Below are 21,147 nucleotides of genomic sequence, written 5' to 3' on the forward strand. Positions count from 1 at the left end.
ATTATATATGAAAAATTTAATAATAATCGGAGCTGGCAATTTTGCAAAAATCGTTTACGAATACGCATTACTTTCACCAGACTACAATTCAAAATGGAATATAAAAGGATTTCTTGACCCTAATATTGATTCCATGAAAAATGAATTAAATTATCCCAATGTAATTTCAACGGTTGATGATTATCAAGTACAAAAAGACGACCTCTTTATTTGTTCATTTGTTAATCCTGTTGATAGGGTAAAAAGTATTGAAACAATTTCCGGTAAAGGAGGAAAATTTATCAGTTTAATACATTTCACAGCCAATATAAACAGAACATCAGTTCTGGGTGAAGGTGCGTTTATCGGAGCTTTTACAACGCTATCTGTTAATACTCAAATAGGAAATCATGTTATTATTCAAGATCATTGTAATATTGGACATGATTCAAGTGTAGGAGACTATTCTCATTTGTATGTTGGTAATATTATTTGTGGAAAGAATGAAGTCGGAAATCAGGTATCAATTTTCACAGGTTCTACCATTTATCCAAAAATAAAAATCGGTGATAATTCTACTGTCGGTGCAGGAAGTGTAGTGATGAGAAGCGTTAAAAAAGATATGACTGTAATTGGTAATCCAGCAAAGATATTGGAATAATCTGATTTGCGAATTATGTTGAAAGTTGGAGATTCTACAACTGAAAAAGTTGTTTTTAGCAAAGATGAGGTAATAGCTTTCGTAAAGTTGATAGGCGACCCAAATCCCGTTCATTTAGACGAAGAATATGCCAAAAATTCTTATTTTAAACGTTTAGCTGTTCAAGGGATGCATGCTGCTTCAACTTTTTCACGAGTCATTGGTGAAAGATTCCCAGGCGAAGCAAGTATAAACATTTATAGAGAATTCACTTTTATTCGCCCCATTTATATCAATGAAGAATATATAATGACATTTAAAGTCGTGAATGTTAATACAGAAACACATGTAGGAACTATTAAATGCCGTTTTATAAATGCTCAGGGAAAGATATGCATTGATTGTCTGACAAGGATCAAAAACCCGATACAATTTATTTAATTATTGATTTTAACTATTATATGGCTTTTTTAGAAATAAAGAATGTTGCACTTAGAGGTGTTGCAGCCTGCGTTCCGGCAAAAACAATTCGAACTGAAAATCTCCCCATTTTCAAAAATGATGAAGCTGAAAAATTCATTAAAACAACAGGGATAGAAAGTAGAAGAATCGGAGGTGATGGAGTTTGTACATCCGATCTTTGTTTTACCGCAGCCGAAAAATTGATTAAAGAGCTTAACTGGAATAAGTCAGAAATTGATGCACTAATATTTGTATCTAATACACCAGATTACAGATCTCCTGCAACCTCCTGCATTCTTCAGGATAAGCTCAAACTTCCAACATCTTGTTTTACTTTCGATATTTCAGCAGTATGTGCCGGATTTATTCAGGGTCTTACGGTAATTTCCAGTATTCTTTCTTCAGGAACAATAAAAAAGGCATTGCTCCTTGTCGGTGATACAAATTCACTTACCTCTTCACCCGAAGATAAATCAAGATATCCTTTGCTGGGAGATGCCGGAACAGCTACAGCCTGGGAATACGATAAAAAAGCAGAGAAAATATACAGCAATTTATTGTCAGATGGCTCATGTTATGAATTTGTTATAAGTCCCGACAGCGGTTTTCGTCATTTTGTTACACCCGAATCATTTATTATTAAAGAAAATGAAGATGGCATCAGACGTGCCCCAATACATGGAATCATGAATGGTATGGAAGTATTTTCTTTTGCTATTTCAGAATGTCCAAAGGCAATTAAATCACTTTGCGAACATTACAATATTAATATTCATTCAGAAGTTGACTTTTATTTATTTCATCAGGCTAATATGAAAATAAATTCAACAATAGGAAAAAAATTGAAACTCGAAGAAAAAAAAATACCCTCTAATATTCAATGGTTTGGAAACACAAGTTGTGCAGCTATTCCCTTATTGATGGTAACAAATATCAGAGAAGATATCAGTAAGAAACCTCTTTCACTTCTATTGTGCGCCATAGGAGCCGGCTTTGTTTGGTCAAGTGCATATATTAAAACAAACAATATCGTTTGTCCCGAATTATTAGAGTTATAAAAAATACAGTAGTACTTTAAATGTCCAAAAAAACAATAAAACAACAAACAATATCCGGAATGTTATGGAGCAGTATCCAACGATTTGGTTCAATGGGTATTTCCTTCATTGCAAATTTGATTCTTGCAAGAATACTATCCCCCGAAGACTTTGGTTGCATTGGGATTTTAACAGTTTTTATCGCAATAGCCGGTATTTTTGTTGATTCGGGTTTTGGAGCAGCTCTAATTCAAAAGAAAAATCCCTCTCAGGAAGATTATTCAACAATTTTTTATCTAAATCTTACTATTTCTGTTATTTTATACTTAATTCTTTTCTATTGCGCCCCAGCTATTGCCCGATTTTATGAAATTCCTTCCCTGAGTAATTTATTAAAAGTATTGAGTATTATTTTATTTCTCAATTCCTTTTCAATAATACAAGATAATCAATTACGCAAACAGCTAAATTTCAGATTATTATCCATTGTTTATTTGGTATCTGCAATAATTGGTGCAGTATGCGGAATTGCTTCTGCTTACTTAGGATATGGCGTATGGAGTTTGGTAATTAACGGTTTGGTAAATGCTTTCTTTAGAAGTGTTTTATTATGGGGATTTAGCAAATGGTATCCTTTATTTGTGTTTAGCAAACAATCTATGAAGGAATTATTTGCTTTTGGTGGTTTCATTTTTGCCAATAGTCTTGTTTATACACTACGTAATAATATTCAAGCTCTTATAATCGGAAAACTTTTCTTATCGCGTGATTTAGGGTTTTATGTACAAGCAAGAAAATTAGAAGAAATACCGACAAATAGTATATCAGGTATTATTCAGCAAGTAACTTTCCCAGTTTACTCAAAAATTCAAGATGATAAAGAAAAATTAAAGTTTGCACAACAAAAAAGCGTAAAATCATTAGCTTATATATGCTTTCCAATTTATGTTCTACTAATAGTAATTGCAAATTCATTATTTGAATTATTATTTACCACAAAATGGTTAGAATCAGTACCATACTTTCAAATATTGTGTATAGGAGCTTTTGCATATAGTCTGTTAAATGTAAATGCAAGTATTGTAACTGCTTCCGGTAAAAGTGCTTTATTTTTTAAATGGAATTTAATTACATCTATACTTATTTTCATTTTAATTGGAATTGGTTCATTCTTTGGAATTAAAGGTTTGCTTTATGCTACTGTTTTAGGAGCATGGTTTCTTTATTACATTAATGTATGGTTAGCGTCTATGTATACAAAATATACATTTTTAGAACAATTGAAAGATTTGTTTCCTATGTTAGCACTTTCTATCATTATTGGTGTTGCAACTTGGTTTTTGGGAAAATATTTAAGCATCAATTATATAATTGTTCTTTTTATCCAAATAATTATTTTTGTAACTTCTTATTTAGGACTATCATATTTTTTAAAAATTGAAGCTTTTTTCTCTTTTTTATCAATAATCAAAGATTTCATTAAGCAATCAAAATAAATTTATTTTATTTATTTATAATATTGAAAACATTTAGAGAATATATTAAAAAAAAATTTAGAATAATTCTTGTAATTAGAAAATTTCTTTTAGAATTTATTCATATAAATTGGACAAAAACTTTATATTTAAATTTTAAATTTTTCAAATTTAAAATTGCCATAAAACTTCCGGTTATTGTTTATGGTAAATTGAAATTTCGTACAGCTAAAGGCGCAAAAATAATTTTAACTGTTCCGGCAAAACGCGGCCTTCTTAAAATAGGTGAAAAATTTGAAATATTTTGGTTTAATTTATATGGTTCATCTCAATTTATCTTAAAGGGTAGCTTTTATGTTAATGGAGAAATTTGGATAGGAAAAGCTATTGCAATTTATGTTGCTAAAGGTGCAGAATTAAAAATGGGAAATTTGACTTTAGGCAGCTTGAGTACTATAAGTTGCAGTAATAGTATTATTATTGGTAATTCCTGCCAGATTGGTGCTAAAACTTCAATAACCGACTCAAACAACCATTTTTTTAAAGATTTAAGTTCTGGTCAAATTCATCGTATTGAAAAAGAAGTAATTATTGGAAATTTTAATTTCATTGGTGCTTATTCATTAATTATGCCAGGTACTATTACTCCTGATAGAATTACTATTGCAAAAGGAAGTTTGAGTAACAAGGATTATACAAAAATAGTACAGGAAAATTCTATAATTGGGGGTGTTCCTGCAAAGCTTATTAAAACTGATATTGTTCGTATTTTCGATTGGAATAAAGAAGCAAAAATTAATAAATATTTTAGAGAAACTGATTCAGATGTATATATTGACACAGATGATATTATCTGAAATCTTAAAAAAACAGAATAAACTATTAAAATTATTATTTTATTTAAATTTAAAGAATTAATACAATATTTTCTTATGATTTTCATCTTAAATATTATTAACACACTGACTTATTGTTAACATTTTTTTTCTAACTTTTTTCAATTCAAATTTTTATACTGTTAAATTATTCAAAATAAAATTTATTATTATATTAAATTTTTCAAGTTTATAATTGGCATTTTCCCAAATATTTATTTATTTGCATTAATTTATCCACCTCTATATGGAATACAACCCCTTTTCCTTACTTAATAAAACTATTCTGGTTACAGGAGCCTCATCTGGCATTGGCCAAACTGCGGCTATTGAGTGCTCAAAAGCAGGAGCTAAGTTGATAATTACCGGTAGAAATAATGAACGGTTGAATGAAACTTTTAATTCATTAGAAGGTAGTGGACATCAACAAATTATTGCTGATATTTCTATAACCGAAGAAATTGATAAAATAGTTAGCTTTGTTCCCGCTTTAGATGGAGCCGTTAGCTGTGCTGGAACTGCAAAATTTGTTATGACTCCTTTCATTAACGAAAAGGAATTGACAGATACATTGAGAATTAATACAATAACCCCAATTTTATTAACTCAGAAGCTTGTTAAAATGAAAAAGTTTAACAGGCCGGCTTCAATCGTCTATATATCATCTGTATCTGGGAATGAGGTTTCTACCATAGGTCTAAGCATGTATGGAACTTCTAAAAGTGGTTTAAGTGCTTTTATGCGACATGCAGCTCTCGATCTTGCCCCAAAAGAAATAAGATGTAATTGCGTAAATCTGTCAAGAGTATTTACAAAAATGATAGCTTCAGGAGTTATGTCAGATGAAGAACAAATTAAGAAAGATCTTTTGGATTACCCCCTGAAAAGATATGGCAAACCCGAAGAAATAGCTTACGGAATTATTTATTTGCTTTCAGATGCTAGCGCTTGGGTTACAGGCACTTCTCTTTTAATTGATGGTGGTTTTTCATTAAAAAGATAGTTTTACTTTTATGATACAAATCGAAAGAATCATAAATCGTCCGGTTTCATCAAATTGTTATGTAATTTCAATTGAAAATTCTAAATCGTGTATTATCGTTGATCCTGGAACAGAAGACTGTAAAGAGTTATTTGAATTTTTAAAGATTAAAAGCTTATACCCTGATTACATTGTTTTTACTCATGAACATGTTGACCATATTATTGGGACTGAAAATATACAAAAGCATTACCGTGCAAAAATCATTTGCTCGTCCAGTTGTGGGGTTGCAATGCAGTCATCAAAATTCAATCTTACAAGAATGACAGAACAATGGGACGAAAGATCATCAATGCCAGAAGCAGATATAGTTCTTGAAGATATTTGTTACCATTTAACCTGGAATGGATGTAATATTCAATTTTATAAAGCAGAAGGCCACAGCAAGGGTTCAATTTATTTTACAATTGACAACAATTTATTTATTGGAGATACAATAATTAAAGGTTTTCGAACAACAACTGTATTGCCCGGTGCTTCTAAAGAAAATCTGATAATAACATTAAACAAAATCCTGCAACAATTCGATTTTTCAAAAACATTGGTATATTCAGGACATTACGATCCTTTTTTCTTATCTGAAGTTATAGATGAAATAGATAAACAGATTAGTTTTTTTAAAAATAAAATTTTACAAAACAGAAATATTAGTTTATGATAAAGTTTCTTGATTTACAAAAAATCACAACAAAATATTCTAAGGAAATACATGATGCCGTACAAAAAATAATTGATTCCGGTTGGTATCTGCAGGGAGAAGCAAACCGTAGTTTCGAATCAAACTATGCCAATTATATAGACACCCGACATTGTGTAGGCGTAGCCAATGGATTGGATGCTCTGCGATTAATCCTCCGTGCCTATATGGAAATGGGTTTTATGAATGAAGGCGACGAGGTAATCGTACCTGCAAATACCTATATCGCTTCAATTTTGGCAATTACAGATAATCGTTTGATTCCAATATTGGTAGAGCCAAAAATTGAGACTTATGAAATTGATGACTCAAAGATTGAGCAGGCAATAACAAGCAAGACAAAAGCAATTATGATAGTTCATTTGTATGGACAATGTGCTTACACTAATAAAATTGGAGAAATATGCAAGAAATACAATCTCAGATTGATTGAAGATAATGCGCAGGCTCATGGATGTATGTTTGGAGACAGAAGAACAGGCTCATTGGGCAATGCTGCAGGTCATAGTTTTTATCCAGGAAAAAATCTTGGTGCATTTGGAGATGCAGGAGCAATAACTACTGATGATGATCAATTAGCAGACGTAGTAAGAACTTTGGCAAACTATGGCTCCCATAAGAAATATGTTTTTGAATATTGTGGTTTAAACAGTCGTTTGGATGAAATTCAGGCTGCAGTTCTTGATGTGAAACTTCGGCATCTTGATACAGACAACAATGTACGAAGGGAAGTAGCTAAGTATTATATTGATAACATCACAAATCAGCACATAACCCTACCCTACATTAAAAACTGGAACGAACATGTATTTCATATTTTCCCTATCCTTTGCAAAAAAAGGAATAAATTACAAAGTTACCTGGCGGAAAACAACATTCAAACTTTGATTCATTACCCTATCCCTCCTCATAAACAGAAATGTTACAGCGATTGGAATCAACTTTCGTATCCTATCACGGAATTAATTCACAATGAAGAATTAAGCCTTCCGATAAGTCAAGTAATGATTATACAAGATTTTGAAAAAATAATTGAAATTATTAATAAATTCTGATGTTAACAGCTAAAACAAATAAAGCCAATTTATTGACTGATAGTAATATATTTTATAATCCTCAAAAAAAAAAGGAGGAATGGATTTTTGCATTTTTAATTTTTGTAATATCTACCCCTGTATTTATTTGGGATTGGGAATATTTTTATAAATTTTCTATTCTCTTTCTTTTTTTTTTATCACTTAGGCAAATTCATTTATCAAAAAGTAATAATTTGCTCCTTTCGTGTTTATTATGGTGTTTTAGTTGCTTTTGTGCATTCAGAATGGGATCTAAAGTTGACTTAAATGCTATAGGTTATTTAAATATTTTTATATCTTTCTTCCCATTTTTCTTCATTGACAGAGAATTTGGGGAAAATATTTTTAATAAATATATAATTATTTTTTCTATTACAATTATTCCTTCTTTGATTCAATATGTTTTAGTTGTATTTGCAGGATTGGAATTTCCTTTCAAAATAATTGATCCTTCTCCCTGGAATTCACACGATCAAAAATATGTAAGTTACACCTTCTTTGTTTATATGCAAGGAGTGGGTAGTATAATTCCACGTTTTTATGGTATTTATGATGAACCGGGTGTAATTGGAACAATAGCAATGGTACTTTTATATACACAAAAATACAATTTAAAAAAATGGTATAACATACCCATCTTTTTATCTGGCATTTTGTCATTTTCGTTATTTTTCTACCTTTCAACTATTATTTACATGATATCTCTCACAAATATCAAAAATCGCATTTTAATAATAATTATTTTTGGAGTAATTTATTTTTTAACATTTAATAGTCAAATTTTAAATGAATTATTTTTTAGCCGACTTAAATTAGTATTTGACGAAGGATTAGGGCTGAGTATTAGAGATAATTATTTGTTTGAGCCATTTTATAATTCACTTAAAACAAAAGATCTTCTCTGGGGATTATGGGGAAATAAAGAGGTAGTATATGCTGCAACCTATAAATTTTTATTTGTAACCGTTGGTATTATTCCTTTATCTTTTTACCTGATTTTGCTATTATTACGTACGAAAGAATACTTTGGAATCAGTAAAGAAATGTTACTGTATATTTTGATTCCCATTCTTGTTTTTTCTCAGAGACCATTTATAAATAATCCTTTTTATACTTTTCTGTCAATTATACCTTTATATGTAATGTATATTAATAAAAAACAAAATACTAAAAATATTTTAGTTTAAAAAGATTGATTTTTTTGTTTAGTTGTATTTAATAAACTTATTATTAACAACGAACGGATGTTCAGTACTTTTTTATATCAGTTTATAACATATTATTCTGAAATACATTATAAGTTTAAAATATAAATTTATTTTATTGAAAATGGGTGATAAAAATAGATTAAAAAAAATAAAAAATTCTTATAATAGAATAAAATCATTAGCTTATAAGAGTATAAATAAAAAAAATTGGAATACAGCTATTAACCGTATTCAGGCAGCATCAGAATTTGCATATACTTATAATTTTATTTATACTGATTCTGATTTAGAGAATATGTTAAAAATACTCTCTAATAACGTTATTTCAAATAATAATAATTTTACGCCATTACCTAATAAATATTTATTCTACGATAGTTTTGGTGTAGGCAACAAATTGTTGGCGCATCAATATCTGAGAGCATTAAATTCATGGAATGTAAATTGTTTGTATGTTTTAGGGGGTAAATCAACACACATCTCTGAAGCTCTTCTCAATGATATAAAATCTTTTCCAAAAACAGAACTTTTTATTGTTGATAAAAAACAAGATAAGACAAAGCAAATACAATCCATTTATCAAAAAGTAAAAGAATTTCAGCCCCAAAAGGCATTATTGCATCTAACTCCTTCAGACGCTGTTGCTATATCATTTCTTTATGCTTGCCCACAAATTGAAAAATATCAAATAAATTTAACAGATCATGCTTTTTGGCTTGGAGTAGGTTGTACTGATTTTTCCATTGAATTTCGAAATTTTGGATACACAATCTCAATTGAGAAAAGGGGAATTGCTAAAGAAAAATTGTTACTTCAACCATACTACCCGATTGTTTTACCAACAGAGTTCTTGGGCTTTCCCAAAGAGGTTACACCGGATAAGACAGTGATATTTTCCGGAGGTTCTTATAACAAAATTTATGGGGCTAATGGTTTTTATTTAATAATTCTTAAAAAAATTTTAGATCAAAATCCTTCAGTGATAATTCTTTATGCAGGCTGGGGTGATGAAGAACCATTTAAAAAGTTTATTAAAAAAAATCACTATGAAAAGCGATTATTGTTGCTTGGAAATAGAATAGACATTAATGAGGTAGTGGCTCATTGCGATATATATTTAGGCACCTATCCAATTGGAGGAGGTCTGATGACTCAATATGCAGCAATTAATGGGAAACCTATTGTAACATTTATGGATTCAGATGGCAATGGGAATATTCTAAATTCTTTTTTTGATATAAATCCAAATGGGTTTTTGAAAATATCATTTTCGGATATTGAAGAATTTCTTTTACATATTAATCTATTAGTAAATAATAAAGATTTTCGTAAAAAAATTGGCGAAAAAATCAGAAGCCTTGTGATTACACCAGAGCAATTTGAAATTGAATTAAAACAACTAATAAATACTCAATCCAATTCAAGAAATATTCGTACTAAAAATATTGATTATGACTTAATAGTTAATCGTTATCTTAAAATTGATAAGTTTAGAATGAATACTTCAATAATAATAATATTAGTCCGATTATTAGGCATTTATTCAATAGTTTGCATTCCTGCCAGGATAATACGATTTATTCCCAAATTAATATTATTATCAATTAAAAAACTATTTAAATTTATATCAAAACAATAAAAATATTTCTTATTTATTATATAATTTTCAATTAATCATGGGTCTATTTAATAATAAAATTTTATTGATCACAGGGGGAACCGGATCATTTGGTAATGCAGTATTAAGACGCTTCCTGGATTCAGATATCAAAGAAATCCGTATCTTTAGTCGGGATGAAAAAAAACAGGATGATATGCGACAACAATATCATCATAATGATAAAATTAAGTACTATATTGGTGATGTTAGAGATAAAAGAAGTGTATCTACTGTTATGAAAGGAGTTGATTATATTTTTCATGCTGCTGCTTTAAAGCAAGTGCCTTCATGCGAATTTTTTCCAATGGAAGCATTAAAAACGAATGTTATAGGTACAGAAAATGTTATTGATGCGGCAATCCAAGAAGGTGCAAAAAAACTAATATTACTTAGCACAGATAAAGCAGTTTACCCAATTAATGCAATGGGCATGTCAAAAGCATTAGCAGAAAAAGTTCTTATAGCAAAAAGTAGAAATCTAAATGGTTCCGGCTTAATTATTTGTGCTACAAGATATGGAAATGTAATGGCTTCAAGAGGAAGTGTTATCCCTTTATTTGTGGATCAAATAAAAAATGGGAAAAACATTACAATTACAGACCCAAATATGACTCGTTTTATGATGTCTTTGAGTGATGCAGTTAATTTAGTTTTATACACTTTTGAACATGGAGAACAAGGTGACATATTTGTTCAAAAAGCACCTGCTTCAACCATTTACGATTTGGCAATTGCATTACAAGATATATTTAACAGCAAAAATGAAGTGAAAATTATTGGCACTAGGCATGGTGAAAAACTATATGAAACTTTAGTAAATAGAGAAGAAATGGTAAAAGCTATTGAATTGGAGAATTATTATAAAATTCCTGCAGATACTCGTGATTTAAATTATAATAAATATTTTTTAGAAGGAGTAGAAGACGTTTCAATAATTGATGATTACCATTCTCATAATACAAAAAGATTAAATATAAGTGAACTGAAAGAATTGTTAATGAATCTTGATTATATTAAAAATGAATTAAAATAAAAAAACAATGAAAGTAATGACTATAGTCGGGACACGTCCTGAAATAATTAAATTAAGCAGAGTTATAAATCAACTTGAAAAATATACTGAACATACTTTAGTTCATACAGGGCAAAATTACGCTTATGAATTAAATGAATTATTTTTCAATGAAATGGGAATAAGAAAACCCGATATTTTTCTGGATGCAGTTGGTAAAACAACAGCTGAAACTATAGGTAATATAATTGCAAAATCAGATGAAGTTATGGATAGTATTAAGCCTGATGCTGTATTGTTATATGGCGATACAAATAGTTGCTTAGCTGTTATTTCTGCTAAAAGAAAAAAAATTCCAATTTTCCATTTTGAAGCAGGAAATCGTTGTTTTGATCAAAGAGTACCTGAGGAAATTAACAGAAAAATTGTAGATCACTTGAGCGATATTAATATGCCACTTACTGAACATGCTAGAAAATATTTATTAAATGAAGGGCTTAAACCTGAAACTGTTATTAAAACAGGTTCTCCAATGAAAGAAATTTTAATTTACAATATGCCTAAAATTGAAAAATCTGAAATTCTTTCAAAGCTTAATTTAAAAGAAAGAGATTATTTTGTTTTAAGTACTCATAGAGAAGAAAATGTAGATTCAGAAGAAAATTTCTCAGATTTACTTAACTCCTTAAACGATATAGTCACTAAATATGATAAAAGAATTATAGTTTCTACACATCCTCGCACAATGAAACGCTTGGAAGAATCGAAAAATAAGTGTTTAGATAAAAGAATCGAATTTATGAAACCTATGGGTTTTTTTGACTATGTTAAATTGCAAATTAATGCATATTGTGTGATTTCTGATAGCGGAACAATAACCGAAGAATCTTCAATTTTAAACTTTCCTGCTATTACTATTAGACAAGCACACGAACGACCTGAAGGAATGGATGAAGGAACATTAATAATGTCTGGATTAAAGAGTGATTTGGTTCTTCAAGCAATTAATGTTGTTACCTCTCAACATGGTTATAAAAACAGAAAATTTAAATTAGTTAATGATTATGATGTAGATAATTTTTCATTGAAAGTAATAAGAATTTTGTTTAGTTATGTTGATTATGTAAATAGAACAGTCTGGAAAAAAACAAAATAATATGGAATCTTTAAAAAAGAAAATACTGATTATAGACGCTACAAGTATGTCAGGTCATATCATTAGTGATTACTTGGATTCCTTATGTAAATTCCAAATTATAAAATTAATTTGTGACATATCACTTGCAAATAATGATAATTATATTGATATATTTAACAAGGAGTTATTGGAAGAGACTATTCAACAGCAAAAACCTGATATTATTGTTAATTGTTTACGATTGCTTATTGAAGAATCTGAGTCTAATCCAGATAAAGCAATTTATTATAATAGTTTTTTACCTCATTTTCTGGCAAAAATTGCAAGGCAAATTAACGCTAAAGTTATACAACTTAGTACAGATTGTGTATTTTCAGGTAAAAAAGGGAGTTACAATGAAGATGATTTTAAAGATGGAGAAACCTTTTATGCAAGGACAAAAGCTTTAGGTGAGCTTATAAATGACACTGATTTAACCATCAGAACTTCTTTTATTGGTCCAAATATTAACCATAAAAATGAAGAACTTTTTCATTGGTTTATGTCACAGAAAGTCAATGTCAGTGGTTATTGTAATGTATATTGGACAGGTGTAACAACTTTAGAATTAGCAAAGTGTATTGAAAAGGCAATTTTATTGGATATTAAAGGTATATATCATCTCGTTCCTAAATATAAAATATCAAAATATGATTTGCTTAATCTAATAAAGAAAATCTGGGGAAAGAATATTATTATTAATAAACAGGAAAATCTTATTATTGACAAAAGTCTAATTGACAATCGTAATCTAATAAAGGTTCAAGATTACGAAAAAATGTTTAATGAATTATTTGTATGGATGAATAATAATAAATTGTATTGTAATTATAACTAATAATTATTTTAATGTTAGAATAAGTGAGGATATATATTTATTCAGTGTCAACTATTTGCGATTAGTAAATGAATTTATAAAATTTCATCTAATTTGTAAATGTTGTTTTTGCAGTTACTAAAGTAAATTTTCAATCAAAGCATGTGTTTTTATCAAAATACTTGTAAAAAGTATAACTAATATCTATTTATGAAAATTATTTTGCTTTTTAATTTGTTTCCGGAAGATCAGAAGGAAGCTATATTATCAAACATTAAAACAGAAGTTCAAAATGCAACTTTAGCCTTTGAAACTACACTTTTAAATGGGCTTATTAACAATATTGACAATGTAGAGTTAGTTAATGTACCTATTTTAGGCTATTACCCAACTCAGTATAAAAAAATGTTTTTAAAGCATTCACCCTTTTATTATAAAGGAAAAAATATGGGAGTAAATGTAGGAATTTGCAATTTATTTATATATAAGCAATGGAGTCTTTATATCAATTTACGAAAAGAACTTAAAAAAATACTCAAAGCCAATCCAAACGAAGAAATTGTATTTTTACATTTAAATTATAATTCGTCATTTTTGAAGGCTTTAACTTATATTAAGAAAAGATTTTCAAATGTAAAAATAATTTCTATTGTTGGTGATTTGCCACAAAACAGAGAGATTTTTGGGAAATTTATTTTTCTAAAAAAAATTTTACATAAAATAAATATGCAGACGATTTATAAATGCTTAAAATATATAGATGGTTATATTTTGGTTAGTAAATATATGCGTGATAAATTATTCTATGCAAATAATAACAATTCCATAATTTTAGAATGTGCTTATGATACATCTAATGAAAATAAAAATGATTATATTAAACAAGATTTGGATAATAAGAAATTCAAAGACATTTTATATTCTGGGAAAATTACCGAAAGATTTGGTTTGATGAAATTAGTTGAAGCTTTTAAAATGTTGCAGAATAATAATTATCGATTAATAATATGTGGAAGCGGCCCCGCAGAATCTGCAATAAAAGAAATTGCAAAAATGGATAATAGAATTATTTTCAAGGGAAATATTGACAGAAAAGAAGTGATTTTTCTTCAAAGGAAAGCGGATCTTTTAGTTAATCCGAGAACACCTGAAGGTGAATATACAAGGTATTCTTTCCCATCGAAAACAATGGAATATTTAGCTTCAGGAACTCCAACTTTATTATATAAACTTTCTGGAATACCAGAAGAATATTATAATTACTGCTTTTCTTTGAATGAAGATGATGGTGTAGATATACTTGCAAAAACTATTAATAATATTCTTTGTAAAGATAAGTCAAACTTAGATGAAATCGCTTATAAAGCAAGACAATTCATATTGAACGAAAAATCACATGATGTACAAGGGAAAAGAATAGTTGAGTTTATAACTTACATTAATAAATTACCTGTTTAAACTTATTTAAACTTTTTGTTTTCATTATTTTTTATAATCTATTTCTTCATGTTATCTTTTTCGATTCTGCAATTTTCAAAAAAATAATAGAAATTGACAATCTATTTGAATAAATGATATAGTTGTACACTATTAATTTTCTTAATACCTAATGTCAATTATGTTATCTAATAAAACACTATGCATGTGACAAACAAGATTATGTGCAAAGAAAGATTGTGTTTTTCTATTAACTCAAAAAACTTCAATTGTAGATTTGTTTATAACCATATAATCAAAAAAAAACATGAATAATGAATAAATATACTGCTGAGATACCTGTAAGACTTGGAAGTAAACGAGTACCAAAAAAAAATTTACGTTTATTAAACGGGAAACCTATGGTTGCTTATGCAATTGATGCTTGCATAAAAGCAAAATGTATTGATGAAGTCTATGTTAATACTGAAGGCGAAATAATGAAAAAGCTTTGCACTGAATTAAGAGTAAATTATTTTGAAAGAATACCTGAATTACTTCAAGATAATGTTGTTCAAGATCAATTTAACTATGATTTTTTGTGTAAAGTTGAAACAGAGAATCTTGTAATGGTTAACCCTGTTTCGCCTTTAGTTTTGGCAGAAGATATTGATAAAGCCATTGAATACTATGAATATCATAATTTAGATTGTTTGATATCTGTCAGAGAGGAAAAATTACAGGCTTTTTATAAAGGAAAACCTGTTAATTTTGATACTAATTTCTTATTGCCTATGACTCAGGATTTAGAACCCATTCAACTAAGTGCATGGACAGTCTGTATTTGGAATACAAAAAAATTTAAAGAACATTTTGAAAAATATGGTTATGCCGTTTTTATTGGAAAATATGGTTTATATCCTTTTGATCCCATAAGATCGATAAAAGTGAGTACTGAAGAAGATTTTATATTGGCAGAACTCTATTTAAGTGCAAAACATTCAAAAAACAAATCAAACGTTACATATTATGAATAAAATACTTACATCCCCTTCTTCATTTGGTCAGGTAGGAAAAGAACCCTTTGAAATTTTATCAAACAAAGGTTATGAAGTTATTAATAATCCTTATGGAAGAAAATTAACCGAAGAAGAAGTGATAGAACTGGCAAAAGATTGTGTTGGAATTGTTGCAGGTGTTGAGTCGCTTACAGCCAGAGTTATGGATGCGCTTCCCAATTTGAAATGCATTAGTCGGGTAGGTGTGGGCATGGATAGTGTGGATCTGGAATATGCTGAAAAAAAAGGTATTGTGGTTGTAAATACGCCTGATGGACCTACCCGAAGTGTGGCAGAACTGACATTAGCATTAACTTTTTCGATTTTAAGGAGAGTTCCACAGGCAGATAGTGCAATGAAATTGAAAAAATGGGAAAAACAAAGCGGTAATTTATTATATCAAAAAACAATAGGTATTATAGGTTTGGGACGTATTGGTAAAATGGTGACTGAAATGTTTCGTGCATTAGGGAATCCGGTTATTGGATACGATTTGTATCCTGATAAGGTTTGGGCAAATACAAATGGTGTTCAGTTATCTGAAATGAATCAGGTTCTTTCTGATGCAAATATTATTACATTACATATTCCCGGTAATAAGGATAAATCTGCAGTTATCGGCAAGCAAGAATTGAATTTAATGAAAAAGGGCTCTTTTGTCATTAATATTGCCAGAGGAGGTGTTGTTGATGAAGTAGCCCTCTATAATGCTTTAAAATCAGGTCATTTGGCAGGAGCCGGAATTGATGTTTTTACGAATGAACCTTATAATGGCAATTTATGTGAACTGGATAATGTTGTTCTAACCCCTCATATCGGCTCTTATGCAGAAGAAGGAAAACTTCAGATGGAAATAGATGCTGTTAATAATTTAATTGAAGAAATTTCAAAGTAAAATTAACAGAATGAAAGAATTTATAAAAAAAATACATAAAAAAAAATATTATAATGAATATGGAAATATAATCAATGAAATAATTAAATATAGTGATAATCCGATATCTATAGAGAATTATATCTATGGGAATATTGCCAGAATTTCTTATGATATAAAAATTGTTAAAAAATATGCAAATAAATCTTCAAATATACTTGAAATTGGAGGAAATACTCCAATATTTTCATCAATCTTAAAAAGTTATGGATTTGACAATATAACCGTTACAGATCCTCAAGTAGAATTATTTCAAGAATATTTTATTAATTATGGTATTAATTATAAAAATTATAATATTTTTGATATACCATTAAAGAGTGCTCAAGAAACTTATGATATTGTATGTATATGTGAAGTATTAGAGCACCTATCCGGAAATATATTAAAACCAATTAAAAATTTAGTATCATTACTTAAACCAGAAGGATTACTTTATATTACTACACCAAACTTACGTTCAATATCTGGGTTAGTTTCTATAATATTTTTTAACTCCGGATTAGCATCAAAACCTTATGAAACTATTTGTGATCAATATTTATTAAAGGAACAAAAAGGATATTATGGACATATTAAGGAATTCACAAGTGGTGAAGTAATTGATTTACTCAAATCAGTTGGTATGAAACATAAAAAGTCATACCATCAAGCTGATTATAGGCTAAAACCGCTTAGTCAGATAATAGGTTTACTAGAATTAATGGCTCCAAAATTTAGATTATTTGGTAAATTTGTTTTTGAAAAACAAAAATAAATGTTATCAAAGATTATGTTTCAAAAAGCACAATTTTAATTTAAACCAAATGATAACAAGATATTATTTAGTCGCTCCTTAAAATGGGATTATTTTGCTGATTAATAACCAATTGTCGTGTAATTTATTTGTTTATAAATGCAGCATTTTGTATCTTTATGGTATAAAAACCTGCAAATTATGATAGGGAAATTACCGAAAAAAGGACAGTGAGATTTATTTCGACCACTCTTGGAAGACTTTATTGATATGAACCACGAATTGGTTCTTTTGGCAAACAAGATTGATTGGTCATACTTTGAAAAAGAGTTTTCGTCGTATTACTCAAAAAACGGAGCACCGTCTGTACCCATTCGTTTAATGGTAGGATGTCTGCTGCTGAAGTATTTGTATAATATTGGTGATGAGCGTATTCCTGAGTATTGGGTGCGAGATGTTTACTTTCAATACTTTTGTGGTGGAATATTTTTTTCACATAAGTTTCCTTTCGACCCGAGTGATTTTGTCCATTTCCGCAATCGGGTTGGCGAAGCAGGCATTGAAAAAATATTTGCCTACAGCGTGAAGATGCATGGAAAAGAGGTGGAGAAGAAGTCTAAATTTGTTTTGTCTGATACGACGGTACAACAGAACAATACGACATTTCCGACCGATGCCAGGATGTGTAAAAAGGTAATTGACAAATGCAATAAAATAGCGGATCAAGAAGGGATTAAGCAGAGACAGCGTTACACCCGAGAGAGCAAGCAATTGGTTAGGGACACCTACAACGGCAAACATCCCAAACGAGTCAAAAAGGCACGAAAAGCAAAGAAACGGCTGAAAACGATAGGCCAATACACAACTACGCGAGTTGAATAACAAAATGAACGAGGAGCAGAAAAAACGACACCAATCAGAGATGGAACTTTTCTGGCACGCAGTCAATCAGCAGAAATACGACAAAAACAAGTTTTACAGTCTTCATAAGCCTTTTACAAAATGTATCGCCAAAGGTAAGCCGCATAAGCAATATGAGTTTGGTAACAAGGTGGGCTTGATCACTACAGGAGAAAAAGGAAAGAAAATCATAACGGCGATAAAAGCCTTTTTGAAAAATCCTTTCGATGGACACACGATAGCATGGAACCTGAAGAAAATGATGGAAAAACTTAAGCAAGAGTTTTTGTATTTTATTTTTCGACTGTTCCTACAACAAAATTTTTATTATATCGCCGCGTGAATAGTGGCTTTTAAAGGAACGACTATTTAATATAAATGATTTACAAAATTAATGTATACATTTATATTTACTATAAATTTTATATATAAATATGACATACAAAGTTGGAATTATTGGTTATGGTAAGATGGGGCAAATTCGTCACCAGGCCATAGATGAATTAGGTGTAGCAGAAGTCGTTGCTATTTCAGAACCTACCATTGGTAATGATTATAAAGGAATACCCAACTTAGCACATGGTGAAATAATTAATAATGCTGATATTGATGCCATTATTGTTTGTACACCCAATTTTTTGAATAAACCCCTAACTATTCAGGCATTAAATGCAGGCAAGCACCTCTTTTGTGAAAAACCTCCATGCTTCACGGCTAAAGATATGGAAGATATACGTGAGGTGGAAATAAAAAGTGGTAAGAAGTTGATGTATGGCTTTAATCACAGGCACCATGACAGCATTATACGAATGAAAGAAATTATAGATAGCAACAAATATGGCCGGATACTTTGGATGCGAGGACGATACGGAAAAAGTGTAACCTCAGATTACTATAATGAGTGGCGGGCAAAAAGAGAACTGGCAGGAGGTGGAATTGTTATTGATCAAGGTATCCATATGCTTGATCTTTTTTTATATTTGGGGGGTGATTTCGATTCTGTAAAAGCAGAGGTATCCAATCTTTACTGGAAAATGGATGTAGAGGATAATGCATTTATCATCTTAAAGAATTCGGAAAGTGGTATGGTTGCCAATCTGCACTCTACAATGACACAATGGCGTCACCTTTTCTCATTAGAAATTTTCATGGAAAAGGGATATATGGTATTGAATGGACTAATTACTTCGTCTATGTCTTATGGAGAGGAGGACCTTTCAATAGCCAAAAACCGTTCTACAGCACCTGCGGCCACTTGGAAAGATGAAGTCAAGGTAAGATATTTAAATAATAACAGTTGGCGCTACGAAATGGAACATTTTTTTACTGTTATCTCAAAAGATATACCTGTTACAATTGGTAATTCAGATGATGCGTTAAAGTTGATGAGAATTATTGATAAAATTTATAAACAAAGAGATTTTTAAATAGTTTGTGTAAAAATAGTGCATTAAGTACGTCAAGTACTAATTTATATTTTAACCATAAAAATTTAAACTGTGGAAAGAAAGCAAAACGTAACAAACTATCTTGAGGATTATAAAAAGAGTTTACAAACTTTATTAAATCTGATAGATGCTGATATACTGGAACAAGTTATTACAAAATTAATAGAAACTTTTACAAATGGCAAAACCTTATATATTGTTGGTAATGGGGGCAGTGCTACCACAGCTTCACACATGCAGGCTGATTTTGCCTTTTTTGTAAGGTATTTTACTAAATTCCGGCCTAAAGTAAGGGCTTTAACCGATAATGTAGCCTTAATCACAGCGATAGGGAATGATACTACATTTTATGATATTTTTGTAGAACAAATGAAAGGGAATTTCGAAGCGGGTGATGCTATTATTTGTATTTCTGCAAGTGGTAATTCTGAAAATGTGATACGTGCAGCCGAATTTGCCAATAATCATGGGGGTATTTCTATTGGTTTTGTGGGTTTCGAAGGAGGAAAACTAAAAGAAGTTGCTCAGATTGCATTGTTTACACCAAATCCTAAAGGTGAATATGGACCGATTGAAGATATACACATGATATTAAATCATATTTTAATTAACTACATTACCAAGGATAAAGAATTTTTATCAATATAATTCTATGGAAAAGTATATTGGAATTGCAAAGGATATTGCTCTACATGTTGGAAAAACATTAAAGAGACAATATAATGATAATAGTATTAAAATTAATACTGAAGAAGGAAGAGATATAAAATTACAATCAGATATTGATTCAGAAAAACTTATCATTGATATATTGATGGATAAAACTGAATTTTCTATTCTTAGTGAAGAATGTGGATTTATTGAAGGTACAAAAAAGGATTACCTATGGGTAATTGATCCATTAGATGGAAGTCTAAATTTTTCAAGGGGTATTGAAATAAATTGTATATCTATTGGTTTATGGAAGGATGTAAGCCCAGTTTTAGGTGTTATTTATAATTTTATAAATGAGAATATGTATGAAGGGATATGTGGGAAAGGTGCATTTTTAGATGGAAAGTCAATTTATGTTAGTGGAATAAAAGAAAAATCCAAGTCAATAATATGTACAGGATTTCCAGTTTATCGTTCTTTTGAAGATGATTCTCTAATAAGTTTTTTGTCAAAAATACAATCATATAAAAAGGTTAGACTCTTGGGATCGGCAGCTTATTCACTTGCCTTGTTAGCAAAAGGTAGTGTTGAAGCTTATTCCGAAGAAAGCATTGGGATTTGGGATGTAGCAGCAGGCATTGCAATTGTTAAAGCAGCTGGTGGTATTTGTGATTATACTTTTTGTGAAGAGAATAAAAATTTATTGAATGTTTTTGTATCAAATATATAATTTATTTAGTCGCTCCTTAAAATGGGATTATTTTGCTGATTAATAACCAATTGTCGTGTAATTTATTTGTTTATAAATGCAGCATTTTGTATCTTTATGGTATAAAAACCTGCA

General features: G+C 29.7%; 22 protein-coding genes. All 22 read left to right on the forward strand.

Annotation, left to right across the window (positions count from 1 at the left end; all coding sequences use genetic code 11):
• The first annotated feature begins 7 nt into the window (after positions 1-7).
• The 22 genes from M0R21_07410 (at position 8) to M0R21_07515 (ending at position 21,033) form a co-directional block, all read left to right on the forward strand.
• A complete protein-coding gene (locus tag M0R21_07410) occupies positions 8-640 on the forward strand; it encodes a NeuD/PglB/VioB family sugar acetyltransferase (protein ID MCK9617650.1) in 633 nt (210 codons plus the stop codon).
• 15 nt (positions 641-655) lie between these two features.
• Positions 656-1,060: a MaoC family dehydratase N-terminal domain-containing protein gene (locus M0R21_07415; GenBank protein ID MCK9617651.1), complete on the forward strand. Its 405-nt coding sequence runs from the start codon at positions 656-658 to the stop codon at positions 1,058-1,060.
• Between the two features lie 20 nt (positions 1,061-1,080).
• Entirely contained in the window at positions 1,081-2,139 is a 1,059-nt protein-coding gene (locus M0R21_07420) for a ketoacyl-ACP synthase III (protein ID MCK9617652.1), read from the forward strand.
• Between the two features lie 20 nt (positions 2,140-2,159).
• On the forward strand, positions 2,160-3,614 hold the full coding sequence (locus M0R21_07425; GenBank protein MCK9617653.1) for a lipopolysaccharide biosynthesis protein: 1,455 nt from the start codon (positions 2,160-2,162) through the stop codon (positions 3,612-3,614).
• A gap of 23 nt (positions 3,615-3,637) precedes the next feature.
• Positions 3,638-4,450 (forward strand): hypothetical protein, encoded by an 813-nt coding sequence (locus M0R21_07430; GenBank protein MCK9617654.1) that lies wholly within the window; start codon positions 3,638-3,640, stop codon positions 4,448-4,450.
• A gap of 265 nt (positions 4,451-4,715) precedes the next feature.
• Positions 4,716-5,471 carry an SDR family oxidoreductase gene (locus tag M0R21_07435; protein ID MCK9617655.1) on the forward strand — a complete coding sequence of 252 codons (756 nt, stop codon included), beginning with the start codon at positions 4,716-4,718 and terminating at the stop codon, positions 5,469-5,471.
• Positions 5,472-5,481: 10 nt separating this feature from the next.
• Positions 5,482-6,168, forward strand: a complete 687-nt coding sequence (locus M0R21_07440; protein MCK9617656.1) for an MBL fold metallo-hydrolase — start codon at positions 5,482-5,484, stop codon at positions 6,166-6,168.
• Complete coding sequence (locus tag M0R21_07445; protein MCK9617657.1) at positions 6,165-7,262, forward strand: DegT/DnrJ/EryC1/StrS family aminotransferase; 1,098 nt, start codon at positions 6,165-6,167, stop codon at positions 7,260-7,262. Before M0R21_07440 ends, M0R21_07445 begins: the two co-directional genes overlap by 4 nt.
• Positions 7,262-8,470: a hypothetical protein gene (locus M0R21_07450; protein ID MCK9617658.1), complete on the forward strand. Its 1,209-nt coding sequence runs from the start codon at positions 7,262-7,264 to the stop codon at positions 8,468-8,470. Before M0R21_07445 ends, M0R21_07450 begins: the two co-directional genes overlap by 1 nt.
• 142 nt (positions 8,471-8,612) lie before the next feature.
• Complete coding sequence (locus tag M0R21_07455; protein ID MCK9617659.1) at positions 8,613-10,130, forward strand: glycosyltransferase family 4 protein; 1,518 nt, start codon at positions 8,613-8,615, stop codon at positions 10,128-10,130.
• A 37-nt stretch (positions 10,131-10,167) separates the two neighbouring features.
• Complete coding sequence (locus M0R21_07460; protein ID MCK9617660.1) at positions 10,168-11,184, forward strand: polysaccharide biosynthesis protein; 1,017 nt, start codon at positions 10,168-10,170, stop codon at positions 11,182-11,184.
• A gap of 7 nt (positions 11,185-11,191) precedes the next feature.
• Complete coding sequence (wecB, locus tag M0R21_07465) at positions 11,192-12,319, forward strand: UDP-N-acetylglucosamine 2-epimerase (non-hydrolyzing) (GenBank protein ID MCK9617661.1); 1,128 nt, start codon at positions 11,192-11,194, stop codon at positions 12,317-12,319.
• A 1-nt stretch (position 12,320) separates the two neighbouring features.
• Positions 12,321-13,178 (forward strand): sugar nucleotide-binding protein, encoded by an 858-nt coding sequence (locus tag M0R21_07470; GenBank protein ID MCK9617662.1) that lies wholly within the window; start codon positions 12,321-12,323, stop codon positions 13,176-13,178.
• Positions 13,179-13,367: 189 nt separating this feature from the next.
• Entirely contained in the window at positions 13,368-14,615 is a 1,248-nt protein-coding gene (locus tag M0R21_07475; GenBank protein ID MCK9617663.1) for a glycosyltransferase, read from the forward strand.
• 293 nt (positions 14,616-14,908) lie between these two features.
• Positions 14,909-15,610 (forward strand): hypothetical protein, encoded by a 702-nt coding sequence (locus tag M0R21_07480; GenBank protein ID MCK9617664.1) that lies wholly within the window; start codon positions 14,909-14,911, stop codon positions 15,608-15,610.
• Positions 15,603-16,526 (forward strand): phosphoglycerate dehydrogenase, encoded by a 924-nt coding sequence (locus tag M0R21_07485; protein ID MCK9617665.1) that lies wholly within the window; start codon positions 15,603-15,605, stop codon positions 16,524-16,526. Before M0R21_07480 ends, M0R21_07485 begins: the two co-directional genes overlap by 8 nt.
• Before the next feature lie 10 nt (positions 16,527-16,536).
• A complete protein-coding gene (locus M0R21_07490) occupies positions 16,537-17,322 on the forward strand; it encodes a class I SAM-dependent methyltransferase (protein MCK9617666.1) in 786 nt (261 codons plus the stop codon).
• A 249-nt stretch (positions 17,323-17,571) separates the two neighbouring features.
• Positions 17,572-18,183, forward strand: a complete 612-nt coding sequence (locus M0R21_07495) for a transposase (protein MCK9617667.1) — start codon at positions 17,572-17,574, stop codon at positions 18,181-18,183.
• Between the two features lie 4 nt (positions 18,184-18,187).
• A complete protein-coding gene (locus tag M0R21_07500) occupies positions 18,188-18,544 on the forward strand; it encodes a hypothetical protein (protein ID MCK9617668.1) in 357 nt (118 codons plus the stop codon).
• A gap of 91 nt (positions 18,545-18,635) precedes the next feature.
• On the forward strand, positions 18,636-19,628 hold the full coding sequence (locus M0R21_07505; protein MCK9617669.1) for a Gfo/Idh/MocA family oxidoreductase: 993 nt from the start codon (positions 18,636-18,638) through the stop codon (positions 19,626-19,628).
• A 72-nt stretch (positions 19,629-19,700) separates the two neighbouring features.
• Positions 19,701-20,297, forward strand: a complete 597-nt coding sequence (locus M0R21_07510; GenBank protein MCK9617670.1) for an SIS domain-containing protein — start codon at positions 19,701-19,703, stop codon at positions 20,295-20,297.
• Between the two features lie 4 nt (positions 20,298-20,301).
• Positions 20,302-21,033 carry a hypothetical protein gene (locus M0R21_07515; protein ID MCK9617671.1) on the forward strand — a complete coding sequence of 244 codons (732 nt, stop codon included), beginning with the start codon at positions 20,302-20,304 and terminating at the stop codon, positions 21,031-21,033.
• Positions 21,034-21,147 lie beyond the last annotated feature (114 nt).

The organism is Lentimicrobiaceae bacterium (assembly GCA_023227965.1).
In the GTDB taxonomy this organism is placed as follows: Bacteria; Bacteroidota; Bacteroidia; order Bacteroidales; family JALOCA01; genus JALOCA01.